Raw genomic sequence first — 23,309 nt, 5'->3', positions numbered from 1 at the left:
AAATTCTATTTTTCCATATATTAGTTCTGAAAATCAGAACTGATTGCCTTGTTTTGCTGCGCCGCAAAAACATTAATAAACAAAGGTTTAACTTGTTTGTGCCCTGAACAGGGCGGTCTGATGCTCATTTCGACGCCGCCTGTTCTGATTTTTCGATACCCTCGCGCAGCAAAACAGAATGGGAAGGACAACCATGACGCTGAGCCTTCGACAGATCCGCTACTTCGTCGCGACCGCCGAACTCGGCCAGATTTCGCAGGCGGCGGTCGATCTCTCCATATCGCAGTCCGCGGTGACGACGGCGATCAAGGAACTGGAGCGCACGGTCGGCGTCAGCCTCTTCCTGCGCACGCCGCACGGCATGGACCTGACGCCCGCCGGACGGCAGTTTCTGTCGCATGCCTACGAAATCCTGAAGAAGGTCGACGAGGCGACGCATCTCAATGTCGTCAGCAACGAGATCGAAGGCACGCTGACGGTCGCGGCGACCTATACCGTCATCGGCTACTTCCTGCCGCTGCACATCGAGCGGCTGCGGCGGCTCTTTCCCAGGCTGGAGATCCAGCTCTTCGAGCTCAACCGGGAATCCATCGAGGAGGGGTTGCTGAGCAACCGATACGACATGTCGGTCCTGCTCACCTCCAACATCCTGAACCCGGCCCTGATCACGGAAAAGGTGCTGAGCTCGACGCGCAGGCTCTGGCTGCCGGCCCAGCATCCGCTGCTGCAGGCCGAAACGGTGGGATTGAGGGACATCGCCGACGAGCCCTACATCATGCTGACCGTGGACGAGGCCGCGCATTCCGCCCTGAAATACTGGAGCGCCACGCCCTATCAGCCGCGCGTCATCCTGCGCACCTCCTCGGTGGAAGCCGTTCGCTCGCTGGTCGCCAACGGCCAGGGCGTCGCCATCCTTTCCGACATGGTGCACCGGCCCTGGTCGCTCGAGGGCCGGCGCATCGAGACGGTGAACATCAGCGACACCGTGCCCGCCATGGATGTGGGCCTCGCCTGGCGGCGAAACATGGAGCTGACGCCCCCCATGCTCGCCTTCCGTTCGTACTTCCAGCAGGCCTTCCACCTGCCGGAACGCTGAGCGGACAACCACAGGAAGCACGGCCGCCGGCGCCGACATGTTGCCTGCCATTCCGGTCTCCCTGTTGCGAGGCATCGCTCCACCCGGAGCGAAGCGGATTCTCATTTTGCGCGTGTCAGCAGATAACTGCCGCTCTCATGCAGCACGCTGGTCCAGCCGGGTTCGATGACGATGGTCGTTGTCACCTCCTCGATGATGGCAGGACCCTCGATGCGCGCGCCGGCGCCGAACTTCGCGCCATCGTAGACCGGCGTGGAGGTGACCTTGCCGGATTGCTCGAAGATCGCATCGCGGTGGCCCTTCAGCGCAGCTTCCGCATCGGCGCCAGTCGCCAGTTGCGGCGGGCGCACCTTCTCGATGCGGCCGTAGAGGGTGGATTCGATGTTCACCACCTCCACCGCGCTGTGCCGTTCGGCATAGGTGTAAAGCGCCTCGTGCCGGGCGTGGAAGGCGTCCTTGACCTTCTCGATGGTGTTCTCATCGATCGGGAAGGTGCCGATATCCACGGTGCATTCATGCACCTGGCCGACATAGCGCATGTCGAGCGAACGGCGGATCTCGATCGCATCCCCCGCGAAACCGTCGGCCTCAAGATGCGAAACGCCCTTGGCCTCGATCTCCTTGAAGAGGCCATCGATGCGCGCGTAGCTCGCAGGGTTGTCGAGCCGCACGGGAGCCGGCGCCATGTAGTTGTACTTCACATCGGAGATGATCTGGCCGAAGGCGCAGAGACCGGACGCAAGCTTGGGCAGGATGATCGTGTCGATGCCCATGTCCCGCGCCAGCGCCGTGATATGGGCGGCCGTCGCGCCCCCTGCCCCCACAAGGACGAAATCGCGCGGGTCGTAACCGCGCTCGACCGAAACGCGCCTGATGCCGTTGACCATGTTGTTGTTGACGATGGCGAACATGCCATAGGCCGCCTGCTCCGTGGAGATGCCCAGCGGTTCGGCGACCCGCGCCACCGCCGCCCGCGCTTTCTCCACATCGAGCGGCAGCTTGCCGCCGAGCAGACCCTCGGGGTTGAGATAGCCGAGCACGAGATTGGCGTCCGACGTCGTCGGCTCCGCTCCGCCCCGGCCATAGCAGGCCGGGCCAGGCTCGGAACCGGCCGATTGCGGGCCGACCTGAAGAAGGCCGAGCGGATCCACCCAGCCGATCGAGCCTCCGCCCGCGCCGAGCGTCTCGACCTGGATCATCGGAACACCGATGCGATAACGCAGGAAATCGATGTTCTTGTTGAGGTTGGTCTGGCCGTTGCGGGTGAGCGTGATGTCGAAGGACGTGCCGCCCATATCGACGGTGATGACATTCTCGTGGCCGAACGGCGCACCGGCATAGAGCCCTGCCTGTGGCGCGGAGGCCGGGCCGGAATTGATGGCGTAGACGGAGCGGTCCGTCATGACCTGCCCGATCGCGAGCCCCCCGTTCGACTGGAAGTAGCGCACCGGCTGCTTGGCGCCGAGCGAGCGGAAATAGGCATCGACCGCCGTGATGTAACGGCGCATGACCGGGGCGAGATAGGCGTTCGTGACCGCCGTCGACGTGCGGGTGTATTCGCGCACCTGCGGATAAAGTTCGCTGCCGACCGTCAGCACGGCATCCGGCATCATCTCGCGCACGATTTCGGCCGCGCGCCGCTCGTGCGAGGGGTCGAGCACCGACCAGACGAAGGAGATGGCGACAGTCTCGATGCCCTCCTTGAGAAAGAGCCGGCACGCCTCGCGCACATCCTCCTCGTGCAGCGGCGTGCGCACGGACCCGTCGGACAGCACACGTTCGCGAACGCCGCGGCGCAGATAGCGTGGAACGAGCATCGTGGCGGCGGGATAATCCGGGTCGTAGCGGAAGCCATCTTCCTTGTGGCCGTTGCGGATCTCGATGGAGTCCTCATGGCCCGCCGTGCAGATCAGGCCCGTACGGCCGCCGCGATGGGTGATCAGCGCATTGAGGCCGACCGTCGTGCCGTTGATGCACAGGTCGCAGTTGGCGATGATCTCCTCGATCGGCCGCTGGAGATCCGCCGCAATCAGGCCAAGACCGTTCTCGATGGCCTTTGTGGGGTCGGACGGTGTGGAGAGCGCCTTGAACAGCCTGACCTCACCGGTCGCGCGGTCGGCAATGACGAAATCGGTGAAGGTGCCGCCGGCATCGATGCCGAGACGGTAGGAATGCATGGTCATGTCTGTCTTCCTTAAACAGCGGCTCTGAGCCGGTCGGTCTCGGCCGTATCGACATCAAGGGTCTCGAGGCTCACGATGGCGACGCCGTAGTCGAGCCGCGCGCCTTCCAGGGAGACGAGGCCGTTGCGCACATCGGAAACGACCTTTTCCACCGGCCGCTCGAACGGGTTGCCGAAGCCTCCGCCGCCCGGATTGAGATTGGTGATCGTCTGGCCGGGCTTGATGGTCTCGATGATGTTCTTGCGCTCGACCTGAACCGCGCCGTCACGCCGCAATTCGACGCGGCCCACCTTGGTATCGACCATGGCCGAGGTCGCACCGGCGGCACCCATCGCCGGAATGCGCCGCCCCTCGCCGAAGCCGATGCACAGCATGTCGCCGTTAAGCGGCTCGACTTCCCAGGCCGTGCCGGAACCGCCGCGGAATTTGCCGGCACCGCCGGAATCCGTCATCAGCGAATAGCGGTGGATGACGATGGGATAGGAATATTCGAGCAGTTCCACATCGCCCGAGGTGAGCGCGCCGAAGCAGCATTCCGGGCCGACGGCATGCCAGCCGTCCTGCTTGGGCGTGGCGCCGCCGCCGGAAATGATGGTGGCCAGCACCATGGTCACGAACTCCTCGTTGGTGCGGGAATCGCGGCCGGCGATGTTGAGGCCGTTGGCATGCCCCCAGGAGGCCGAGACCCGCGACGGCACCGCCTTCTCGAAGGCGAGGCGCACGGCATCCGTCAGCGTCTCCATCGGCGTCGTCGTGCAGTTCATATGCGGCGCGGGCTCCTGCGCGTTGCACAGCGTGCCCTTCGGCCCGAAATCGAGACTGACGCAGCGATAGAGACCTTCATTGTAGGGTGGCGGCAGGGCCGCAAACATCATGAGGCCCAGATAGACGCCGGAATGGGAATTGCCCTCGTAGGAGTTGATGAAATAGGGAATCTGCGGCGGGCTATCGATGGCGATATGGCAGGCGTCGCCGTTGATCGTCACCGTCGCCTTGATCTCGAAATCGCCAAATCCGTGGCCGGCATCCTCCAGGATGGCGATGCCTTCATAGGTTCCGTCAGGAACCGTGGCGATCAGCGCGCGCATGTGCTTGTCGGCCATGTCGAGAAGCGTATCGACGCAGGCATCTACCTGCTCCTTGCCGTATTTGTCGAGCATGGCGAGAAGGTTGCGCTCTCCCACCTGGCAGGCGCCGATCAGGGCGCGGAAGTCTCCTTCCTGATCGCGGCGGGCACGCATGTTGGTGAGGATCATGTTCAGAACATCGTGGCGCGGCTTTCCGCGATCCCAGATCTTCACCGGAGGAATGCGCAGGCATTCGGCGTAGATCTCCGTGGCATTCGGATTGTATCCCGCCGGCACCGGCCCGCCGATATCGGTGAGGTGGCCCTTGCAAACGGTCCAGTAGACGAGCTCGCCCTTGTAGAAGACCGGCTTGTACATGCAGGTATCGATGGCGTGGCTGCCGCCGAAGGCCGGATCGTTATGCAGGATCAGGTCGCCCTCGTGGATGTCGTCGCCGAAGAAGGCGGCGACCGCCTTCATGGCGGGAATGAGCGAGCCGAGATGGATCGGGATATCCTGCCCCTGCAGGATCATTTCCGGCCGGGCGTTGAACAGCGCTGTCGAATAGTCGTGCGCCAGGTTGAAGACCGACGAACGGGCCGTTTTCTCCAGCGCGAGCGTCATTTCGCGCTGTGTGGTCTCGAGCATGCCGCGCACCACCGAAAGGGTGATCGGGTCCACCTTGGAAGTCTGGGTATGGAGCATCGTGTTCACGCTGGTTGAAGGCGAGAACCGACGGCCTGGAAACCGTTCGAATAGCTGAAATGTCTGTTCCCTGGGCCGCCGGTGTCTGTCGCACCGTTGAAGCCGGGTTCAATCTAGGCAGAGTTTTCCGGCCCGGTCTTTGCAGGCGGCGAACAACGGTTTGCGCTTGAGCGCACAAGCTGCCATTTTCATTGCCTGGCAGACATCATGTGCATACCTTTCAACGAAGAGGGAAAGCCGCATGAAGACGAGCATCACCACAAGCGCGACACGCGCACCCGATCGCAGCCGCCACTGGCACGAGGCCATCGCCTCGGCCTACTTCCCGCTCGACCTGCGCTTTCGCGAAGCCGACCGCTTCTCCGGCGACCTGACGACATGGCAGTTCGGTGACGTCTCGATTTCGCGGCTGACGTGCGATGCCCTGCAGTATCTGCGCCTGCCGCACCATTTTCGCGCCGCAAGGGAAGAGGAATTCCTCGTTACGGTTCCGGCAAAGGCGGAGGTGTTCTTCTCCCAGTGCGGTCGCGAGGTGACGTGCCGGCCGGGCGGCTTCTTCCTGGAGCGCAGCAGCGAGCCCTACCAGTTCAGCCATTCGGAAGCGGCCGACATGTGGGTGCTCAAGGTCGAGGCCGACGCGCTTGGCGGGCGCATGCGCGCGCCGGACCGCTTCTGCACCCTGCAATTCGAGGCCGACAACGGCGCCGGCGGCCTTTTCACCGACATGCTGCACCTCCTGCCCGCCCGCTTCGACGGCATGACGCAGGAGGCGCGCACCACGGTCGGCCGCCAGCTTGTCGACCTGCTCGTGCTTGCGATCAAGGCGGATGACCGCGTGTTGACATCCGGCAACTCCACGGTGCGCAGCGCCCATCTCGCCCGCGTCGAGGCCTATGTGCGCGCCAATCTCCAGGATTTCCGCCTCGACCCGGAACGTATCGCCGGGGCCTGTGGAATCTCCACCCGCTACCTGCACGAGCTGTTCAGGGATACCGGCGACACGATCCGCAACTGGATCCGCATCCAGCGTCTTTCGGCTTGCCGCGAGGCGCTTGCGGATCCCTGCAACGTGCAGACCGCCGCCGAGATCGCCTATAGCTGGGGCTTCAGCGATCAGACCCAGTTCTCCCGCGCCTTCAAGGCCCAATTCGGCCTGCCACCGGGAGAATACCGCGCGATGGCGTCAAAGGGCAGGATGAACGCGTAGGACGCCCGCGCCAGCCGGGCCACCCGATCCTAGATCTCGTGCAGCACGTTGGCGGCCTTCACGGCGGCGGAGGCGCGGTTTTCGACGCCGAGTTTGACGTAGATCTGCTCCAGGTGCTTGGTCACTGTTCGGGCGCTGAGGCCGAGGATTTCGGCGATGTCACGGTTCGACTTGCCCTTTGCGATCCACAGCAAGACCTCGGATTCGCGGTGCGTCAGCGAGAAGTGCTGGCGCAGGATTTCATCGTCGGAAAGGCGGCTTTCAGCCGTGAGGCGAAAAAGGAATTCGTCCGCGTCAATCCTGCCGAGGAAGGAGAGTTGCAGGCTTGCCTGCCCGGGCTGGCGGATGGCGAAGGTGGTTTCGCGGGACGCGCCGCGCATCTTCATCCAGTCACGGATATGGTCGGAGACGACGTCGAGACCCTCGTCGCTGCCCGTCGCGGCATTGACCAGCCGGGTCGCCTGCGGGGTCGACCAGCGGATCTTGCCCTCACTGCTCACGGCCAAAAGGTGCCGCCCGGCGGCATCCAGCGCCACGCGGGCGCTCTGGGCGGAGCGGGCATTGGTGAGATGCACGCGGATGCGCGCCCGCAGCTCGTCGATATTGATCGGCTTGGTGAGATAATCGACGCCGCCGGATTCCAGCGCCCGCACCACATGCTCCGTCTCGGTGAGGCCGGTCATGAAGACGACGGGAACGGGGCTGATGGCAGGGTCGGCCTTCAGCCTGAGGCAGGCCTCGAAGCCATCCATGCCGGGCATGACGGCGTCGAGCAGGATAATGTTGGGCGTGATGCGGCTGACGATATTGAGCGCCGAAGCGCCAGACGTGGCGATCAGCACGGAGAAGCCGGATTGCTCCAGCGCTTCCGTCAGGAATCCCAGGGCCTCGGGGGAATCGTCGACGAGAAGGACGATGTCGCGGGGAATGGCTGTCTCAGTCACGGGCGGCGGCGTCCTTCCGATCCATGGTTTTCAGGAAGGCATCATAGCCGGCGAGGTCGAAAACCTGAACATAGGCGCGCACGGCTTCCGCGAAGGACTGGTGTTCCGGCACGCCGGCGATTTCCGCGAGTTTTGCCTCGATGCCCCTGATATAGCCGATCTCGCCGAGACGGATCAGCTCGCGCACATGGTCTTCCTCCGGAATGACGATGCTGGTTTTCGAGCGATCGTGTGTCGCCGCGTCGTCGTGATAGATCCAGTCGAGGCCCATATGCAGGGCGAGCTTGTCGGTGAGCTCTCGCAGGTTGAACGGTTTTGCCAGCATGTCGTTGTGGCCGGAACGGGCCGTCGTGCCATCGCCGATATTGGCCGAGAGCATGATAACAGGAGCCGGCTGGGCCCGCGCGCGCAGGCGTTCGACCAGCTCCCAGCCGTTCATGCCGGGCATGGAAATATCGACCAGGAAGAGATCGGGCTTCAGCCCCTCGACGAGCGACAGGCATTCCTCGCCGCTCGTTGCGGTGAGCACGGTGAAATCGAGCGGGCGCAGCACCTCTTCCATGAGATTGCGGTGGTCCGCATTGTCGTCGACGACGACAATGGTGCGGCGTGGGGCCCGGTAGCCCTTGATGCGCTGCACGGCATCCTTCGCAGCCGCCGGGCGATCGACGGCCGACAGCATGAGGCGGACACGGAACTCCGTGCCCTTGCCCCATTCACTGGTGACGGAGATTTCCCCGCCGAGCGTCTGGGTCAGAAGACGCGTGATGGTGAGGCCGAGACCAAGGCCGGGCATGCGGCCGTGCTCGGCGCCGCCGCGCTGGAACGGCTCGAAGATGCGCGACAGGTCCTTTTCCTGAATGCCCTGGCCGCTGTCGCTGACGGTGAAGGTCGCGACCTGGCTGCGATAGGCGACATCGAGGCGGATCGCACCCTGATCGGTGAACTTCAACGCATTGGAGACGAGGTTGACGAGGATCTGGCGCAGCCGCTTGTCATCGGTGCGCACGTAGCGCGGAAGGTTTGCCGGGCGGCTGTGCTCGAAGGCGACGCCCTTGGCCTGCGCCTGCGGACGGAACATCTCCACGATCTGGTCGAGAAAATCAGGCAGATGTATTTCGTTGGAATAGACCTGAAGCTTGCCTGCCTCGATCTTGGAAATATCGAGCAGGCCGTCGATGAGGCCGGAAAGGTGATCGGCGCTGCGCTTGATGACGCGGATGGCGTTCTGGCGTTGCGGCGGGATGCTCTCGTCGCGCTCCAGCACCTGGGCATAGCCGAGCACGGCATTGAGCGGCGTGCGCAGCTCGTGACTCAAGCCCACGACATAGCGGCTCTTGGCGCGGTTGGCCGCCTCGGCCGCCTCCTTTGCCTGCTGGAGGGCGGCGTCGGTCTTCTTGTGCGCGGCGATTTCCTTGAGGAGAAGCGTGGTCTGGCGGGAGGACTCCTCCTCCGCCACCACCCGGCTGTCATGGGCCAGCACATAGAACCAGCAGACCACGCCCGCGACCACCGCGAAGACGAAGAAGACGACAGCGATGGTGCGCTCCACCACGGCCGCTGTTTCCGGGGAGTGGGTTCCGACCTGGTGGGCGATCATGGCGAGGATGACGCCCATGCCCGCGATGGAAAGAACGGCGGCGATGCCGTAGCGGCCGAGCCTCGTGCCGAGAGCCCGCACCGCCGTCGCGGGCAATATGGTTTTCGCCACCCCGGCGATCTGCGCATTGAACCGCGCCTTCGGCTTGCACAGGTCGTGGCAGCGGCTGTCGAGCGAGCAGCAGAGCGAACAGATCGGCGCGGCATAGGCCGGGCACCAGGCCATGTCCTCGGGCTCGAAAGGGTGCTCGCAGATCGAGCAGGTGATGGAATGCTCGAGCGCCCAGCTGCGGCGCGGCTTGCGGGCAAGGTAGTATTTTCCGCCCGTCGCCCAGGCGATCAGCGGCGAGGCAATGAAGGCCACGATGGCGGCGATATAGGGTGCGAGCGACGCCGCGATTTCGCCGAACGCGCCGAAATGGGCGGTCAGTGCGATGACGGCCGACAGCGTCATGGCACCGAGGCCGACCGGATTGATGTCGTAAAGATGCGCCCGCTTGAACTCGATCCCGGGTGGCGACAGTCCAAGCGGCTTGTTGAGGAAGAGGTCCGCCGAAATGGTGCAGAGCCACGCCATGGCGATGATGGAGAAGACGCCGAGCGTTTCCTCCAGCAGCCTGTAGATGCCGAGTTCCATCAGGAGCAGAGCGATCGCGACGTTGAAGACCAGCCAGACGACGCGGCCGGGATGGCTGTGGGTCAGGCGTGAGAAGAAATTCGACCAGGCGAGCGACCCGGCATAGGCGTTCATCACGTTGATCTTCAGCTGCGACACCACCACGAAGGCGACCATCAGCAACAGCGCCGCCATGTCCCACGGCAGCATGTAGCCGAAGGCCGTGTAGTACATCTGCGCGGGATCGGCCGCCCGGGTGGAGGGCACGCCCGACGACAGCGCCAGCACGACGAGGAAGGAGCCCGCAATCAGCTTCGGCGCGCCGACGATGACCCAGCCGGAGCCCGCGAGGAAGACGGCGATGCGGTGATGCAGCTTGCGCTGCCCGTCCGGCGGCAGGAAGCGCAGGAAGTCCACCTGCTCGCCGATCTGCGCCATCAGCGCGAAGATGACGGCCGAAGCCGCACCGAACTCCACGAGGTTGAACGGCGCATAGGTGCCGGGCGGGCCGGAAGGATGATGCAGGCCGGAATAGGCGAGCCATTCACCCACCTTCTGCCAGTCCGCGAAGGCGATGAAGACGAAGGGCAGGATGTTGAGCACGATCCAGAACGGCTGGGTGACGAGCTGGAAGCGCGAGATGAGCTGCACACCGTGCGTGACGAGCGGGATCACCACGATGGACGATATGATATAGCCGATCCACAGCGGCAGGCCGAGCGCAAGCTCGAGCGCACCGGACATGATCGAGGCTTCGATGGCAAACAGGATGAAGGTGAAGCTCGCATAGATCAGCGAGGTCAAGGTCGAGCCGATATAGCCGAAGCTTGCGCCGCGCGTCAAAAGATCGATGTCGACGCCGTGGCGGATGGCATAGCGGCTGATCGGCAGGCCGACCACGAGGATCATCAGGCTGGCGACCAGCGTCGCCACAATGGCGTTGGTGGTGCCGTAGGACATGGTGATCGCCCCGCCGATCGCCTCCAGCGCCAGGAACGAAATCGCGCCGATGGCGGTCTGGGAGATGCGGTCGGACGAAAACCGGCGCGCGCTCTTGGCGGTGAAGCGCAGCGCATAGTCTTCCAGCGTCTGGTTGGCGACCCAGCGATTGTATTCGCGGCGGATCGGTATGATGCGCTGGCGTGCGGCCATCGTGTGCTGCTGTCCCCTGGGCCGTTTGTCGGCCGTCTGGCAATGTTCCTAACACAGATGCGCCGGCCCTGAAATTGGTGCGCCGCCGCAAAAGCTTCCCGCTTACCCCTGCCTTCTACGCAATATGACGTATGTGCAGCGCAGCATGCCTGTCGGATAGTCCCCGCAGCAACGGCCAAAAACAACCAATCCGCCCCGTTGCGGTCAAACGAACAGAGGGGTTCAGACCATGTCCATCAAGAGGCGCGCCACTGGCGCATTGCTCGCAGCCATTCTTTCCACAACGGCCTTCCATGGCGCATTCGCGGCCGACGACACCATCAAGGTCGGCATCCTGCATTCGCTTTCCGGCACCATGGCGATTTCCGAGACGACGCTCAAGGACGCCATGCTGATGCTTATCGATGAGCAGAACAAGAAGGGCGGCCTTCTGGGCAAGAAGCTCGAGGCCGTCGTGGTCGACCCTGCCTCCGACTGGCCGCTCTTTGCCGAAAAGGCCCGTGAACTCATCTCCGTTGACAAGGTATCGGCTGTCTTCGGTTGCTGGACCTCGGTGTCGCGCAAGTCCGTGCTTCCCGTCTTCGAAGAGCTGAACTCGATCCTCTTCTACCCCGTCCAGTACGAGGGCGAGGAAAGCCAGCGCAACGTGTTCTACACCGGTGCGGCACCGAACCAGCAGGCCATCCCCGCCGTCGATTACCTGATGGCGAACGAAGGCGTCGAGCGCTGGGTGCTTGCCGGCACCGACTACGTCTATCCGCGCACGACCAACAAGATCCTCGAAGCCTACCTGAAGTCAAAGGGTGTGGCCGCCGAGGACATCATGATCAACTACACGCCTTTCGGTCATTCCGACTGGCAGACGATCGTCTCCGACATCAAGAAGTTCGGTTCGGCCGGAAAGAAGACCGCCGTCGTCTCGACCATCAATGGTGACGCCAATGTTCCCTTCTACAAGGAACTCGGCAACCAGGGCGTCAAGGCTGAAGATATCCCTGTCGTCGCCTTCTCCGTGGGCGAGGAAGAACTCGCAGGCCTCGACACCGGCCCGCTCGTCGGCCACCTCGCGGCCTGGAACTACTTCCAGTCCGTCGACAACCCGGCGAATGCCGAGTTCATCAAGACGTGGCAGGCCTTCACGAAGAACGACAAGCGCGTCACCAACGACCCGATGGAAGCCCATTACATCGGCTTCAACATGTGGCTGAAGGCCGTCGAGAAGGCTGGCACCACCGATACGGATGCCGTGCTCGACGCGATGATCGGCGTTTCCGTGCCGAACCTTTCGGGCGGCTACTCCACCATGATGCCGAACCACCACATCACCAAGCCGGTTCTGATCGGCGAAATCCAGACCGACGGTCAGTTCGAGACAGTGTGGGAAACGCCCGGCCTCGTCGTGGGCGACGAATGGTCGGACTTCCTGCCCGACTCCAAGGACCTGATCGCCGATTGGCGCAAGCCCATGGAATGCGGCAACTTCAACGTCGCCACCGGCAAGTGCGGCGGCAAGGGTTCGTGACCTGAAAGGATGAGCGGGGCAGCGATACCCCCTCATCCGGCCCTTCGGGCCACCTTCTCCCCGCTGGGGAGAAGGCAAGGACGGCAAACGCTCGTTTTTTTTCTTCATTCGCCTCGCCGGAACCGCCAGCGTATCGGTTTCACCCCTTCTCCCCTCGGGAGAAGGTGCCGGCAGGCGGATGAGGGGGCCTCTCGCCTTCCAACGAAATCATCATCCCGTCCCGTCGGGATGCTCCATCTTTCACTCACCGAGGACGTGACATGCACGCGCGGCTCATCCATCGCTTCCTGCAATGCCTGCTCGTCGCATTCTGCCTGACGGTGACGCTGCTTGCGACCGATCTGAGGGCGGCCGACGATCTTCGCACCATGGTCAACGCACTGGGCGGTGGCAACTTCCAGCAGAACCAGAAACAGGTGGAAGCACTGGCAAAGACCGGTGATCCCAGGATCGTCCCGGCGCTGGAAGCGCTCTCGGAGGGCGATCTCTATCAGCGCAAGGCCGATGGCACGGTCTTCATCGTCAAGCCGGCCGGTTCCAATTTCACGCTGATCGACGCCGTCACCGGCGATGCGGCCGGCGAAGAGGCAAAGGCCGCACTGGAAAAGATCAAGGTCAACAACGGCCTGCGTCGCACCATCCGCGCGGCGCTCGGCGGCCTGACGCTGATGAGCCCCGATACGGGCGTGCGTCTCCAGGCGGCAAACACCATTTTGCGCACCCCCTCGGCCGACGCGCTCGACGGCCTCGATGCCGCGCTCGCCGCCGAGACGGACGGCACAGTCCGCGCCGTGCTCGAAAAGGCCCGCGCTGCGTCCGTACTCGTTTCCGACCGACCGGTGGACGAGAAGAAGGCGGCGGTCGCGACGGTGGTCGAGACCGGCGGGCGCGACTCGCTCTCGCTGCTCTCCGCAGCACTGGCCACGGCCGACGAGAGCCTTCGCCCCGATATCGAGGCCGGCATCACAAAGATCGAGGACCGGCAGGCACTGTGGGCCGCCGGGCAGAACGTCTGGTACGGCCTGTCGCTCGGTTCCGTCCTGCTCCTGGCGGCCATCGGTCTTGCCATCACCTTCGGCGTGATGGGCATCATCAACATGGCGCATGGCGAGATGGTGATGCTCGGCGCCTACACCACCTTTGTGGTCCAGCAGATCATCCGCACGTCTTTCCCAGGCCTGTTCGACTGGTCGCTGGCCATCGCGCTGCCGCTCGCCTTTCTTGTCACAGGCGTGGTCGGCCTCGCCATCGAGCGCGGCATCATCCGCTTCCTTTATGGCCGGCCGCTCGAAACGCTGCTGGCAACCTGGGGCGTATCGCTGATCCTCCAGCAAGCCGTGCGCTCGATCTTCGGGCCGACCAACCAGGAAGTCGGCAATCCGTCCTGGATGTCCGGCGCGTTCGACCTCGGCGGCATGACGATCACCTGGAACCGCATGTGGATCATCGTCTTCTCGCTTGCCGTGTTCGCCTTTCTCCTGTTCCTGCTCAAGAGGACGCCGATGGGCCTGCAGATGCGCGCCGTTACGCAGAACCGCCGCATGGCCTCTTCCATGGGCATCAGGACGCCCTGGGTGGATGCCCTCACCTTCGCGCTTGGCTCCGGCATCGCCGGCATTGCCGGGGTCGCGCTCAGCCAGATCGACAATGTCTCGCCCAATCTCGGACAGGGCTACATCATCGACAGTTTCATGGTCGTGGTCTTCGGTGGCGTGGGTAACCTGTGGGGAACGCTTGTCGGCGCCTTCACGCTCGGCATCCTCAACAAGTTCCTCGAGCCCTATGCGGGCGCAGTGCTCGGCAAGATCCTCGTGCTCGTGCTGATCATCCTCTTCATCCAGAAGCGGCCACGCGGGCTCTTCGCACTCAAGGGAAGGGCGGTGGAAGCATGATCACCTCATTTGTCCTCAAGGCGCTCGACCGCAACATCGTCTGGGTCACGGCACTGCTGCTGGTGATCGCGGCCCTTGTTCCCGCCCTCAACCTCATGACGGCGCCGGACCACCCGCTGCACATTCCCACCTATATCGTGTCGCTGGTCGGGAAATACCTTACCTATGCGCTGCTGGCGCTGGCGCTCGATCTGGTCTGGGGTTTCTGCGGCATCCTTTCGCTCGGCCACGCCGCCTTTTTCGCGCTCGGCGGTTATGCGATGGGCATGTACCTGATGCGCCAGATCGGCGCGCGCGGCTCCTACGGCAATCCGCTGCTGCCGGATTTCATGGTGTTCCTTAACTGGAAAGAGCTGCCCTGGTTCTGGTACGGCTTCGACATGTTCTGGTTCGCAGCCCTGATGGCGGTGCTCGTGCCGGGCCTGCTTGGCTTCGTCTTCGGATGGTTCGCCTTCCGCTCGCGCGTCAATGGCGTCTATCTCTCCATCATCACCCAGGCGATGACGTTTGCCCTGCTGCTTGCCTTCTTCCGCAACGACATGGGCTTCGGCGGCAACAACGGCCTCACCGACTTCAAGGATATTCTCGGCTTCAACATCCAGTCGAACGGCACGCGCTCGGCGCTCTTTGCCGCCTCGGCCATCGCACTGGCCCTCTCGCTGGTCATCACATCCGGCATCGTGCGCTCGAAATACGGCAAGGTCCTCATCGGCGTGCGCGATGCGGAAAGCCGCACCCGTTTCCTCGGCTATCGTGTGGAGCACATGAAGCTCTTCGCCTTCACGGTCTCGGCCATGATGGCAGGCGTCGCTGGCGCGCTCTATGTGCCGCAGGTCGGCATCATCAATCCGGGCGAGTTCGAGCCGGCCAATTCCATCGAGGTCGTCATCTGGACGGCGGTCGGGGGACGCGGCACGCTGATCGGCCCCATCGTCGGCGCGATCCTCGTCAATGGCGGCAAGAGCATCTTCACGGCCGCCTTCCCGGAATTCTGGCTCTTCGCTCTCGGCGGCCTGTTCGTTGTCGTCACACTGTTCCTGCCCAGGGGCATCGTCGGCACCGCGCGGCAGGTCATCGAGCGGCGGCGCGAATACCGCAAGGTCCGCCAGGCCGAGGCGGCACGCGCCATTGCAGCAGAACCCCAAGCGGCGGAGTAACGGCCATGAACACGCTCGCAAGCAATGCGAAGCCCACCAGTATCCTCTATCTCGACGGCGTCTCCGTTTCCTTCGATGGCTTCAAGGCGCTGAATTCGCTCTCCTTCGTCATCGAGCCCGGCGAACTGCGCGCCATCATCGGCCCGAACGGCGCGGGCAAGACGACCATGATGGACATCATCACCGGCAAGACACGACCGGACTCGGGCGAGGTCTTCTTCAAGGGCACGGTCGATCTCACCCAGAAGGACGAGGCGGAGATCGCCCAGCTCGGCATCGGCCGCAAGTTCCAGAAGCCGACGGTGTTCGAAAGCCATACGGTCTGGGACAATCTGGAACTGGCGCTCAACCGCAAGCGCGGCGTCTTCTCGACGCTGTTCTATCGCTTGACGGCCGAGGACAAGGAGCGCATCGAGGAAATCCTCTCCACCGTGCGTCTCACCAACCGCAAGGACGACTATGCCGCCAATCTCAGCCACGGCCAGAAGCAATGGCTGGAGATCGGCATGCTCTTGGCGCAGGAGCCGGAACTGCTTCTGGTCGACGAGCCCGTCGCCGGCATGACGGATGCGGAGACGACGGAAACGGCGCTCCTTTTGAAGGAGATCGCCAAGACCCGCTCGGTGGTGGTGGTCGAACACGACATGGGTTTCATCCGCGATCTCGGCGTGAAGGTGACATGCCTGGCCGAAGGCTCCGTCCTGGCCGAAGGCTCCATCGATTTCGTCAGCGCCGATCCGAAGGTGATCGAGAACTATCTGGGGAGATGAGGGTGTATTCGGTATTTTCGTCGTTGGAATTCGCCGCAGCGATACCCCCCTCCGCCCTGCCGGGCATCTCCCCTCTTGAGGGCAAGGGCAAGCCCCTCTGGAATGCAATCATCGCCACGATCCCCTTCTCCCCCGGGGGGAGAAGGTGCCGGCAGGCGGATGAGGGGGAGGTCTGAGGCGGAAATGATTGACATGATCCAATCGTGCCACCCCCTCATCCGACCCTTCGGGTCACCTTCTCCCCGTGGGGGAGAAGGGAGTGCGGCATCGTCCTGCGGAGATTTTCCATGCTGAACGTCGAAAAAGTCGACCTCCACTATGGCGCGGCGCAGGCGCTGCGCGGGGTCTCGCTGACCGCGGAGATGGGCAAGATCACCTGCGTGCTCGGGCGAAACGGCGTGGGAAAGTCAAGCCTGTTGCGCGCCATCACCGGCCAGCATCCGCTTTCGGGCGGCTCCATCGGGTTCAACGACGTCAAGCTCGACGGCATGGCGCCCTATAATCGTGCCAAGCAGGGCATCGGCTACGTGCCGCAGGGCCGCGAGATCTTTCCGCTGCTGACCGTGAAGGAGAATCTCGAATCCGGCTATGCACCGCTGAAGCGCTCGGAGCGTTTCATCCCCAACGAGATCTTCAGCCTCTTCCCGGTGCTGCACGCCATGCTCGGCCGGCGCGGCGGGGATCTCTCCGGCGGCCAGCAACAGCAACTCGCCATCGGCCGGGCGCTGGTGACACGGCCCAAGATCCTCGTCCTCGATGAACCGACGGAGGGCATCCAGCCCTCCATCATCAAGGATATCGGCCGGGCGATCCGCTACCTGCGCGACTCGACGGGCATGGCCATCCTGCTGGTCGAGCAATATCTCGATTTCTGCCGCGAACTCGCCGACCACGTCTACATCATGGATCGCGGTGAGATCGTGCACGAGGGCGCGGCCGAGACGCTCGATACGCAAGAGGCGCGACAGCACCTCACGGTCTGACGCGGACTTCAATCCACAGGCACGACATCCCCGAACCCGCCGCTGCTTCAGCGGCGGGTCGTTTGTGTTCACGGCTTTCCTGCGCACATCATCATCGCACGTTTTACAAATGACAGACACTGTTAGAAATTTGTCAGAACCATCGTTGACATTTGTCGACGGACGATCTTATTTTGTAAAACGCGATGGGAGAGCATCGTGCGAAATGCCGGGAGGAATGCATGCAGCCACTTCTGAAAGTGGAAGGACTGAGAAAGTCCTTCGGCGGCGTTGCCGCGCTTCGTGACGGCCGGTTCGAGCTCGAAGCCGGCTCGGTGCACGCGCTGTGCGGCGGCAACGGCGCCGGCAAGTCGACCTTCCTCTCCATTCTCATGGGCATCCACAAGCGTGATGGCGGCACGATCCTGCATCGCGGCAATCCGGTGGAATTCGCCAACCCCGCAGAAGCGCTGCGCTCCGGCATTGCCATCATCGAGCAGGAGTTGAGCCCGGTCCCGCACATGACGGTGGCGGAAAACATCTACCTTGGCCGTGAGCCGTCCGCCCGCTTCGGCGGAATCGATTTCAAGACCATGAACCGCAATGCGCAAGCGCTGCTCGATCGGCTCGAATTCAGTATCTTAGCCACGCAATACATGATGAACCTCTCGGTGGCGCAGATGCAGCTCGTGGAGATTGCCAAGGCGCTGAGCCACGAGGCGGATGTCATCTTCATGGACGAGCCGACCTCGGCCATCGGCGAGAAGGAGGCCCAGCACCTTTTCTCCGCCATCAAGCGCCTGAAGGCCGAAGGCAAGGGCATCGTCTACGTCTCCCACCGCCTCTCGGAAATCTTCCAGATCGCCGACAGCTACACCGTCTTTCGCGACGGCGGCTTCGTCGGCGCAGGCAAGCTTGCCGATATCGACCGGCCCGGCCTCATCCGAATGATCGTCGGCCGCGAACTGGGCGAGGAATATATCAAGACCAATACACCGACCGACGTTTCAGGCCTGGAAGTGTCCGGCCTGTCGGCCCCCGGCAAGATCGAGGACATCTCGTTTACGGTGCGCAAAGGCGAGATTTTCGGCATCTACGGCCTGATGGGCTCCGGCCGCACGGAAATCTTCAACTGCCTGTTCGGCATGGACAATCCGTCGGCCGGCGACATCCGCATCGAAGGCAAGGCCGTCACCATTCGCCAGCCGTCCGACGCCATGGCCGAAGGTATCGCCTTCGTGACCGAGGATCGCAAGGTCACGGGCCTCAACCTCTCCGACAGCGTGCGCAACAATATCTGCCTCGCCAGCCTGCCGGAAATGAGCCCGGCCTTCGTGATGCGCAGGAGCGAGGAACAGGCGGCCAGCGCCGACATGATCGACCGCTTCGCCATCAAGGCGGCGCGCGACACGATGCCCGTTTCAGGCCTGTCGGGTGGCAACCAGCAGAAGGTCGTGCTCGGCAAGTGGTTTTTGCGCCAGCCGCGCGTGCTGCTGCTGGATGAGCCGACCCGCGGCGTGGATGTCGGCGCCAAGCGCGAAATCTACCGCATCATCTGCGATTTCGCCGCCGCAGGCGGCACGGTCGTGATGATCTCGTCCGAAATCGACGAAATCCTGGGCATGTCCGACCGCATTCTCGTGATGCGCGCGGGCCGGTCGGCCGGCATCCGCAACAGGCAGGAAACGGACGCCCAGACGCTCGTGCATCTGTCGACCTGACCCGTGCCAAGGCCCGAACAAAAACCGCGTGACAAGAGGTAAGACCGTGTCCAGCATCGAAAACAAGCCCGCCGGAAACTGGCTGAACTCCGATCGCCGCAGGCTGATCGTGCAGGAATACGGCATCTTTCTCGCCTTCCTGCTGCTTGTGGCTATTCTCTCCGTCTCGAACGAGTTCTTCCTGACGCCCGGCAACATTTCCAACGTGCTGCTTCAGACGTCGATCAACGGCATCCTCGCCATCGGCATGACCTTCGTCATCCTGACGCGCGGCATCGACCTTTCGGTCGGCTCCGTCGTGGCGCTGGCCGGCATGGTCAGCGCGAGTTTCGTGACAAGCTCGGCAACCGCCGGCATCGCCGGGGCACCTTATCCGATGGCCTTGGCGCTGGCTGCCGGCATCCTGGTCGGCGTCGCCTGCGGCGCGGTGGTCGGCCTCATCGTCTCGCGCTTCTCCGTTCCCGCCTTCGTGGCGACGCTCGGCATGCTGTCGGCGGCGCGCGGCGCCACGCTGATCTATGGCGGCGGCCGGCCGGTGCCAGGCCTGAGTGCCGAATTCCGCTGGATCGGCACGGGCAATATCCTCGGCATTCCCATGCCGGTCATCCTGCTGGCGCTGGTCTTCGGCATTTCCTGGTGGGTGCTGACGCGCACGCGCTTCGGCCGCTACATCTACGCTGTCGGCGGCAATCCGCATGCGGCCAAGACCTCGGGCCTCAATGTCAGCCGCATCCGCTTCATGGTCTATGTCATTTCGGGGGCGCTGTCGGGCCTTGCCGGCATGATCCTCTCGGCTCGCACGGGTTCGGCCCTTCCACAGGCCGGCATCGCCTATGAACTCGATGCCATCGCGGCTGTCGTCATTGGCGGCACCAGCCTTTCTGGAGGCGTGGGCCGGGTGACGGGCACACTGATCGGCGCGCTCATCATCGGCGTCATGAACAACGGCCTCGATCTGATGGGCATCCAATCCTACTACCAGCAGGTCCTCAAGGGCGCCCTCATCGTCGGCGCCGTGATGCTCGACCAGAAGCGAAATCAGGGCCTCTAGCCCCCCAAAACCGGGCCCGGTGCCCGTGCACGGAACGGTACGCCGGAGGGCGGCCGCAATTCTCAAAGGAGGAGAATGACATGAAGAAACTGATGATCGCACTCGCCTCGGCGACGGTGCTGCTCGCCTCGTCCGCTTTCGCTCAGGAGAAGCTGAAGATCGGCGCGGCGCCTTACGGCCTGAACGCTGAATTCATGCAGATCTGGTCGGCGGCGCTGGAGCAGCATCCGGCCGTCAAGAGCGGCGAAGTCGAACTGACCGTCTTCGACGGCCGCTACGACGCGCTGGTCCAGCAGGAACAGTTCAACACGATGATCACGCAGAAGTTCAACGCGATCATCTTCGTGCCGATCGACATCGAGGCCGGCGCCACCGCCGTACAGGCCGCGCATGACGCCGGCATTCCGGTGGTCGGCTCCAACACCCGGGTGAACTCCGACCTTCTCGCCTCCTATGTCGGCTCCGACGACACGATCTCGGGCTACATGGAAGCCAAGGCCGTGCTCGACAAGATCGGCTGCAAGGGCAATGTCGTGATTCTGGAAGGCCCCATCGGCCAGTCGGCGCAGATCTCGCGCCTGGAAGGCAACAAGAAGGCGCTTGCCGAGTGCCCGGACGTGAAGGTGCTGGAGCAACAGACCGCCAACTGGTCGCGCGCCGAAGCCCAGACGCTGATGGAGAACTGGCTGACCTCGCATTCCGGCCAGATCAACGGCGTCATCGGCCAGAACGACGAGATGGCGCTCGGCGCAATCGAGGCGATCAAGTCGGCCGGCCTGAAGACGGACGACTTCGCCATTGCCGGTATCGACGGCATCACCGATGCGCTGACGGCCGTCAAGGAAGGCACGATGACCTCGATCCTCCAGGACGCCCGCGCACAGGCACAGGGCGCGCTCGACCTGGCCATCTTCCACGCCAGGAAGGGCGACTACAAGCCGGAATCCGATATCTGGGCACAGTATCCGGACATGCCGTTCAACGACGGCAAGGACAAGGAATACAATGTTCCGTGGACGCCGGTCACGGCCGAGAACGTCGACAAGCTCCTGGAAATGCGCAAGTAAATTGATCCGCGGGGCGGCCTGGTCGCCGCCCCGCCCTCCAAATCTCTCGAAGGCTGAACCGATGACCGACACACCTCCCAAGATCGATCTCAACTTCCCGCTCGACGGCAAGGTCGCGCTGGTCACCGGCGGCGCGTCCGGCATCGGCTCCGCCATCGCGTCTGCCTTCGCCGCCAAGGGTGCGAAGGTCGCCGTGCTCGACATCAATGCCGATGTCGCACAGAAGAAAGCGGAAGAGCTGGGCGGCGCGGCGAAGGCCTTCGTCTGCGATGTCTCCAACCCTGCCTCCGTCGAGAAGGCCGTTTCCGACGTGGTCGCTGCCTTCGGCAGCATCGATATCGCGGTCAACAGCGCGGGCATCGTGGCGCTCGCGCCCGCCGAAGACCTGACGCTTGCCCAGTGGGACCGGACGATCGACATCAATCTCAAGGGCTCCTTCCTGGTCACCCAGGCGGTGGGCCGCGCCATGATCGCTGCCGGCAAGGGTGGCAAGATCGTCAACCTCGCCTCGCAGGCCGGCACGGTCGCCATCGAGGAGCATGTCGCCTATTGTGCCTCCAAGTTCGGCGTGATCGGGATGTCCAAGACCTTCGCCGCCGAATGGGGCAAGCACTCCATCACCGTCAACACGATTTCCCCCACCATCGTCCTCACCGAGCTCGGCAAGCAGGCCTGGGCCGGCGAGAAGGGCGAGAACGCCAAGAAGCGCATACCGAACGGCCGTTTCGCCTTCCCTGAGGAGATCGCCGCCGCCGCCGTGTTCCTGGCCTCGCCGGGCGCCGACATGATCAATGGCGCCGATCTCCTGATCGACGGCGGCTACACCATTCTGTAAGAGGATTTGCGATGCAGCGTTTCATCAACGACCCGGATCTGGTGGTCGAGGACACCGTCAAAGGCTTCGTGAAAGCCCATTCCGATATCGTTCGCCTTGCAGACAACCCGCGCGTCGTGGTGGCGAAGGATGCCCCCGTTGCCGGCAAGGTCGGCGTTGTCACGGGCGGCGGTTCGGGCCACGAGCCGGCCTTCATCGGCTATACCGGCAAGAACATGCTGGATGCCGTCGCCGTCGGCGAACTCTTCTCGTCGCCGACCGCCAAGAGCTTCCATGACGCCATCCGCGAAGCCAATGCGGGCAAGGGCGTCGTCGTGCTCTACGGCAACTATGCCGGCGACAACATGAACGTGAAGATGGCGATGAAGCTCGCCGCCAAGGACGGGATCGAGGTCGCGACCGTCGTCGCCAACGACGACGTCTGCTCCGCCCCGCCTGAGGAGCGCGAAAAGCGCCGCGGCGTGGCCGGCGAGATCTTCATGTGGAAGATGGGCGGCGCGAAGGCCGCGACCGGCGCAAGCCTCGAAGAGGTCCGCGCCACCGCGCAGAAAGCCATCGACAATTGCCGTTCGATCGGCGTCGGCCTCGGCCCCTGTACCCTGCCCGCCGTCGGCCATCCGAATTTCCAGATCGAACCGGGCACGATGGAGGTCGGGATCGGCCACCACGGCGAGCCGGGTGTGCGCGTCGAAAAGCTCAAGACCGCCGAAGAGGTCGCAAGGGACATGGTGAAGATCGTGCTCGACGATCACAACCTGCCCGCGGGCACCGAGGTGGCCGTGCTGGTCTCTGGCCTCGGCGCCACGCCGCTGAACGAGCTCTATATCCTAAACGACACGATCGAGAGCGAGATTTCCGCCCGCGGGCTGAAGATCCGCAAGACCTGGATCGGCAACTATTTCACTTCGCTGGAAATGGTCGGCGCGACGCTGACCGTCATGGCGCTCGACGATGAACTGAAGACGCTGCTCGATGTCGAGGCGCGTTGCACGATCATCCTGTAACGGAGGACGCCCATGCAGACTTTCGACAATGCCTCTTCCGGCGCCATCGTGCTGTCGATGGCCGAGCGGATCATCGAGAACCGCGCCTATCTCAGTGAAATCGACGGCAAGATCGGCGATGGCGACCACGGCGTGAACATGGCCAAGGGTTTCGGCATGGCGGCCGAGCGCCTGAAAGGCACGGACGCCTCGCTTTCCAGTTCGCTGGATACGCTCGGCACGGTGCTGATGACGGAGATCGGCGGCTCCATGGGCCCGCTCTACGGCGTCATGTTCACGGAATTCGCCGAAACGATCGAGGGGGTGGAGAAAATCGACGCCGCAGCCTTTAGCAAGATGCTGCATGCGGGCCTCGCCGGCATCCAGTCCATCGGCTCGGCCAAGGTGGGCGACAAGACGCTGCTCGACACGCTCGTGCCCGCGGTCGAAGCCTTCGACACGGCAACGGCCGAGAGCAAACCGTTCGGCGCCGCGCTGGAGGACCTTGTCGCCGCCGCGGAAAAAGGCCGCGATTCGACGATCGACCTTGTGGCGAAGATCGGCCGCGCCAGCCGGTTGGGCGAACGTTCGCGCGGCGTGCTGGATGCGGGCGCGACGTCCTGCGCCATCCTGCTCAAGGAATTGTCCGACGGCGCGCGCGCCCGTCTCGCCTGATAGCCGGCACTGAGGTTCCTCCCGGGATGCGCGGCCTGTCCTCCATGGCGGGTCGCGCACCGCTTTTTTGCCGAAGCATGTTGCAAACCGGCGGCGTTGCTTTCA

17 protein-coding genes are annotated in these 23,309 nt (G+C 63.6%); 13 read left to right on the top strand and 4 right to left on the bottom strand.

The features are described 5' to 3' along the window. The first annotated feature begins 193 nt into the window (after nt 1-193). Nucleotides 194-1,096 carry a LysR family transcriptional regulator gene (locus B5M41_RS19540; protein WP_134652342.1) on the top strand — a complete coding sequence of 301 codons (903 nt, stop codon included), beginning with the start codon at nt 194-196 and terminating at the stop codon, nt 1,094-1,096. Between the two features lie 101 nt (nt 1,097-1,197). Here B5M41_RS19540 and capA read toward each other — a convergent pair whose 3' ends face one another. Together capA and capB are read right to left on the bottom strand one after the other, a co-directional pair. Next, nucleotides 1,198-3,279, bottom strand: a complete 2,082-nt coding sequence (gene capA, locus B5M41_RS19535) for a caprolactamase subunit alpha (RefSeq protein ID WP_134652340.1) — start codon at nt 3,277-3,279, stop codon at nt 1,198-1,200. A gap of 11 nt (nt 3,280-3,290) precedes the next feature. Continuing rightward, nucleotides 3,291-5,051 (bottom strand): caprolactamase subunit beta, encoded by a 1,761-nt coding sequence (gene capB, locus B5M41_RS19530; RefSeq protein WP_134652338.1) that lies wholly within the window; start codon nt 5,049-5,051, stop codon nt 3,291-3,293. Between the two features lie 241 nt (nt 5,052-5,292). Between capB and B5M41_RS19525 the strand changes: the two genes are divergently transcribed. Further along, the gene (locus B5M41_RS19525; protein WP_134652336.1) at nt 5,293-6,258 is read left to right on the top strand and encodes an AraC-like ligand-binding domain-containing protein; all 966 of its coding nucleotides are present in this window, start codon (nt 5,293-5,295) and stop codon (nt 6,256-6,258) included. A gap of 29 nt (nt 6,259-6,287) precedes the next feature. On the opposite strand, the gene B5M41_RS19520 is transcribed toward B5M41_RS19525, so the two are convergent. Both B5M41_RS19520 and B5M41_RS19515 read right to left on the bottom strand, forming a co-directional pair. Further along, the gene (locus B5M41_RS19520; RefSeq protein ID WP_134652334.1) at nt 6,288-7,202 is read right to left on the bottom strand and encodes a response regulator; all 915 of its coding nucleotides are present in this window, start codon (nt 7,200-7,202) and stop codon (nt 6,288-6,290) included. Next, nucleotides 7,195-10,569 (bottom strand): hybrid sensor histidine kinase/response regulator, encoded by a 3,375-nt coding sequence (locus B5M41_RS19515; protein ID WP_134652332.1) that lies wholly within the window; start codon nt 10,567-10,569, stop codon nt 7,195-7,197. Before B5M41_RS19515 ends, B5M41_RS19520 begins: the two co-directional genes overlap by 8 nt. A 229-nt stretch (nt 10,570-10,798) precedes the next feature. On the opposite strand from B5M41_RS19515, the gene urtA reads away from it, so the two are divergent. The 11 genes from urtA to dhaL all read left to right on the top strand — a co-directional run bounded on the left by urtA (nt 10,799) and on the right by dhaL (nt 23,204). After that, nucleotides 10,799-12,091: an urea ABC transporter substrate-binding protein gene (gene urtA / locus B5M41_RS19510; RefSeq protein ID WP_134652330.1), complete on the top strand. Its 1,293-nt coding sequence runs from the start codon at nt 10,799-10,801 to the stop codon at nt 12,089-12,091. A gap of 260 nt (nt 12,092-12,351) precedes the next feature. Continuing rightward, complete coding sequence (gene urtB / locus B5M41_RS19505; protein WP_134652328.1) at nt 12,352-13,983, top strand: urea ABC transporter permease subunit UrtB; 1,632 nt, start codon at nt 12,352-12,354, stop codon at nt 13,981-13,983. Next, nucleotides 13,980-15,140: an urea ABC transporter permease subunit UrtC gene (gene urtC, locus B5M41_RS19500; RefSeq protein ID WP_134652326.1), complete on the top strand. Its 1,161-nt coding sequence runs from the start codon at nt 13,980-13,982 to the stop codon at nt 15,138-15,140. The genes urtB and urtC overlap by 4 nt, the downstream gene beginning before the upstream one ends. A gap of 5 nt (nt 15,141-15,145) precedes the next feature. Beyond that, on the top strand, nt 15,146-15,910 hold the full coding sequence (gene urtD / locus B5M41_RS19495) for an urea ABC transporter ATP-binding protein UrtD (RefSeq protein WP_134652323.1): 765 nt from the start codon (nt 15,146-15,148) through the stop codon (nt 15,908-15,910). 287 nt (nt 15,911-16,197) lie between these two features. Further along, complete coding sequence (urtE, locus tag B5M41_RS19490; protein ID WP_134652321.1) at nt 16,198-16,893, top strand: urea ABC transporter ATP-binding subunit UrtE; 696 nt, start codon at nt 16,198-16,200, stop codon at nt 16,891-16,893. A 221-nt stretch (nt 16,894-17,114) separates the two neighbouring features. Next, entirely contained in the window at nt 17,115-18,593 is a 1,479-nt protein-coding gene (locus B5M41_RS19485; RefSeq protein ID WP_134650192.1) for a sugar ABC transporter ATP-binding protein, read from the top strand. 46 nt (nt 18,594-18,639) lie between these two features. Continuing rightward, nucleotides 18,640-19,644: an ABC transporter permease gene (locus B5M41_RS19480; protein ID WP_134650191.1), complete on the top strand. Its 1,005-nt coding sequence runs from the start codon at nt 18,640-18,642 to the stop codon at nt 19,642-19,644. Between the two features lie 80 nt (nt 19,645-19,724). Then, nucleotides 19,725-20,711, top strand: a complete 987-nt coding sequence (locus B5M41_RS19475; protein WP_134650190.1) for a substrate-binding domain-containing protein — start codon at nt 19,725-19,727, stop codon at nt 20,709-20,711. 61 nt (nt 20,712-20,772) lie between these two features. Then, entirely contained in the window at nt 20,773-21,546 is a 774-nt protein-coding gene (locus B5M41_RS19470; protein ID WP_134650189.1) for an SDR family oxidoreductase, read from the top strand. Nucleotides 21,547-21,557: 11 nt separating this feature from the next. Beyond that, the gene (locus B5M41_RS19465) at nt 21,558-22,550 is read left to right on the top strand and encodes a dihydroxyacetone kinase subunit DhaK (protein WP_134650188.1); all 993 of its coding nucleotides are present in this window, start codon (nt 21,558-21,560) and stop codon (nt 22,548-22,550) included. Nucleotides 22,551-22,562: 12 nt separating this feature from the next. After that, entirely contained in the window at nt 22,563-23,204 is a 642-nt protein-coding gene (gene dhaL / locus B5M41_RS19460) for a dihydroxyacetone kinase subunit DhaL (RefSeq protein ID WP_134650187.1), read from the top strand. Nucleotides 23,205-23,309 lie beyond the last annotated feature (105 nt).

Source organism: Shinella sumterensis, from assembly GCF_004514425.2.
Classification (GTDB): Bacteria; Pseudomonadota; Alphaproteobacteria; order Rhizobiales; family Rhizobiaceae; genus Shinella; species Shinella sumterensis.
The sequence above is the reverse complement of the archived record's forward strand: the minus strand, read 5'-3'. Positions and strand labels throughout refer to the sequence as shown.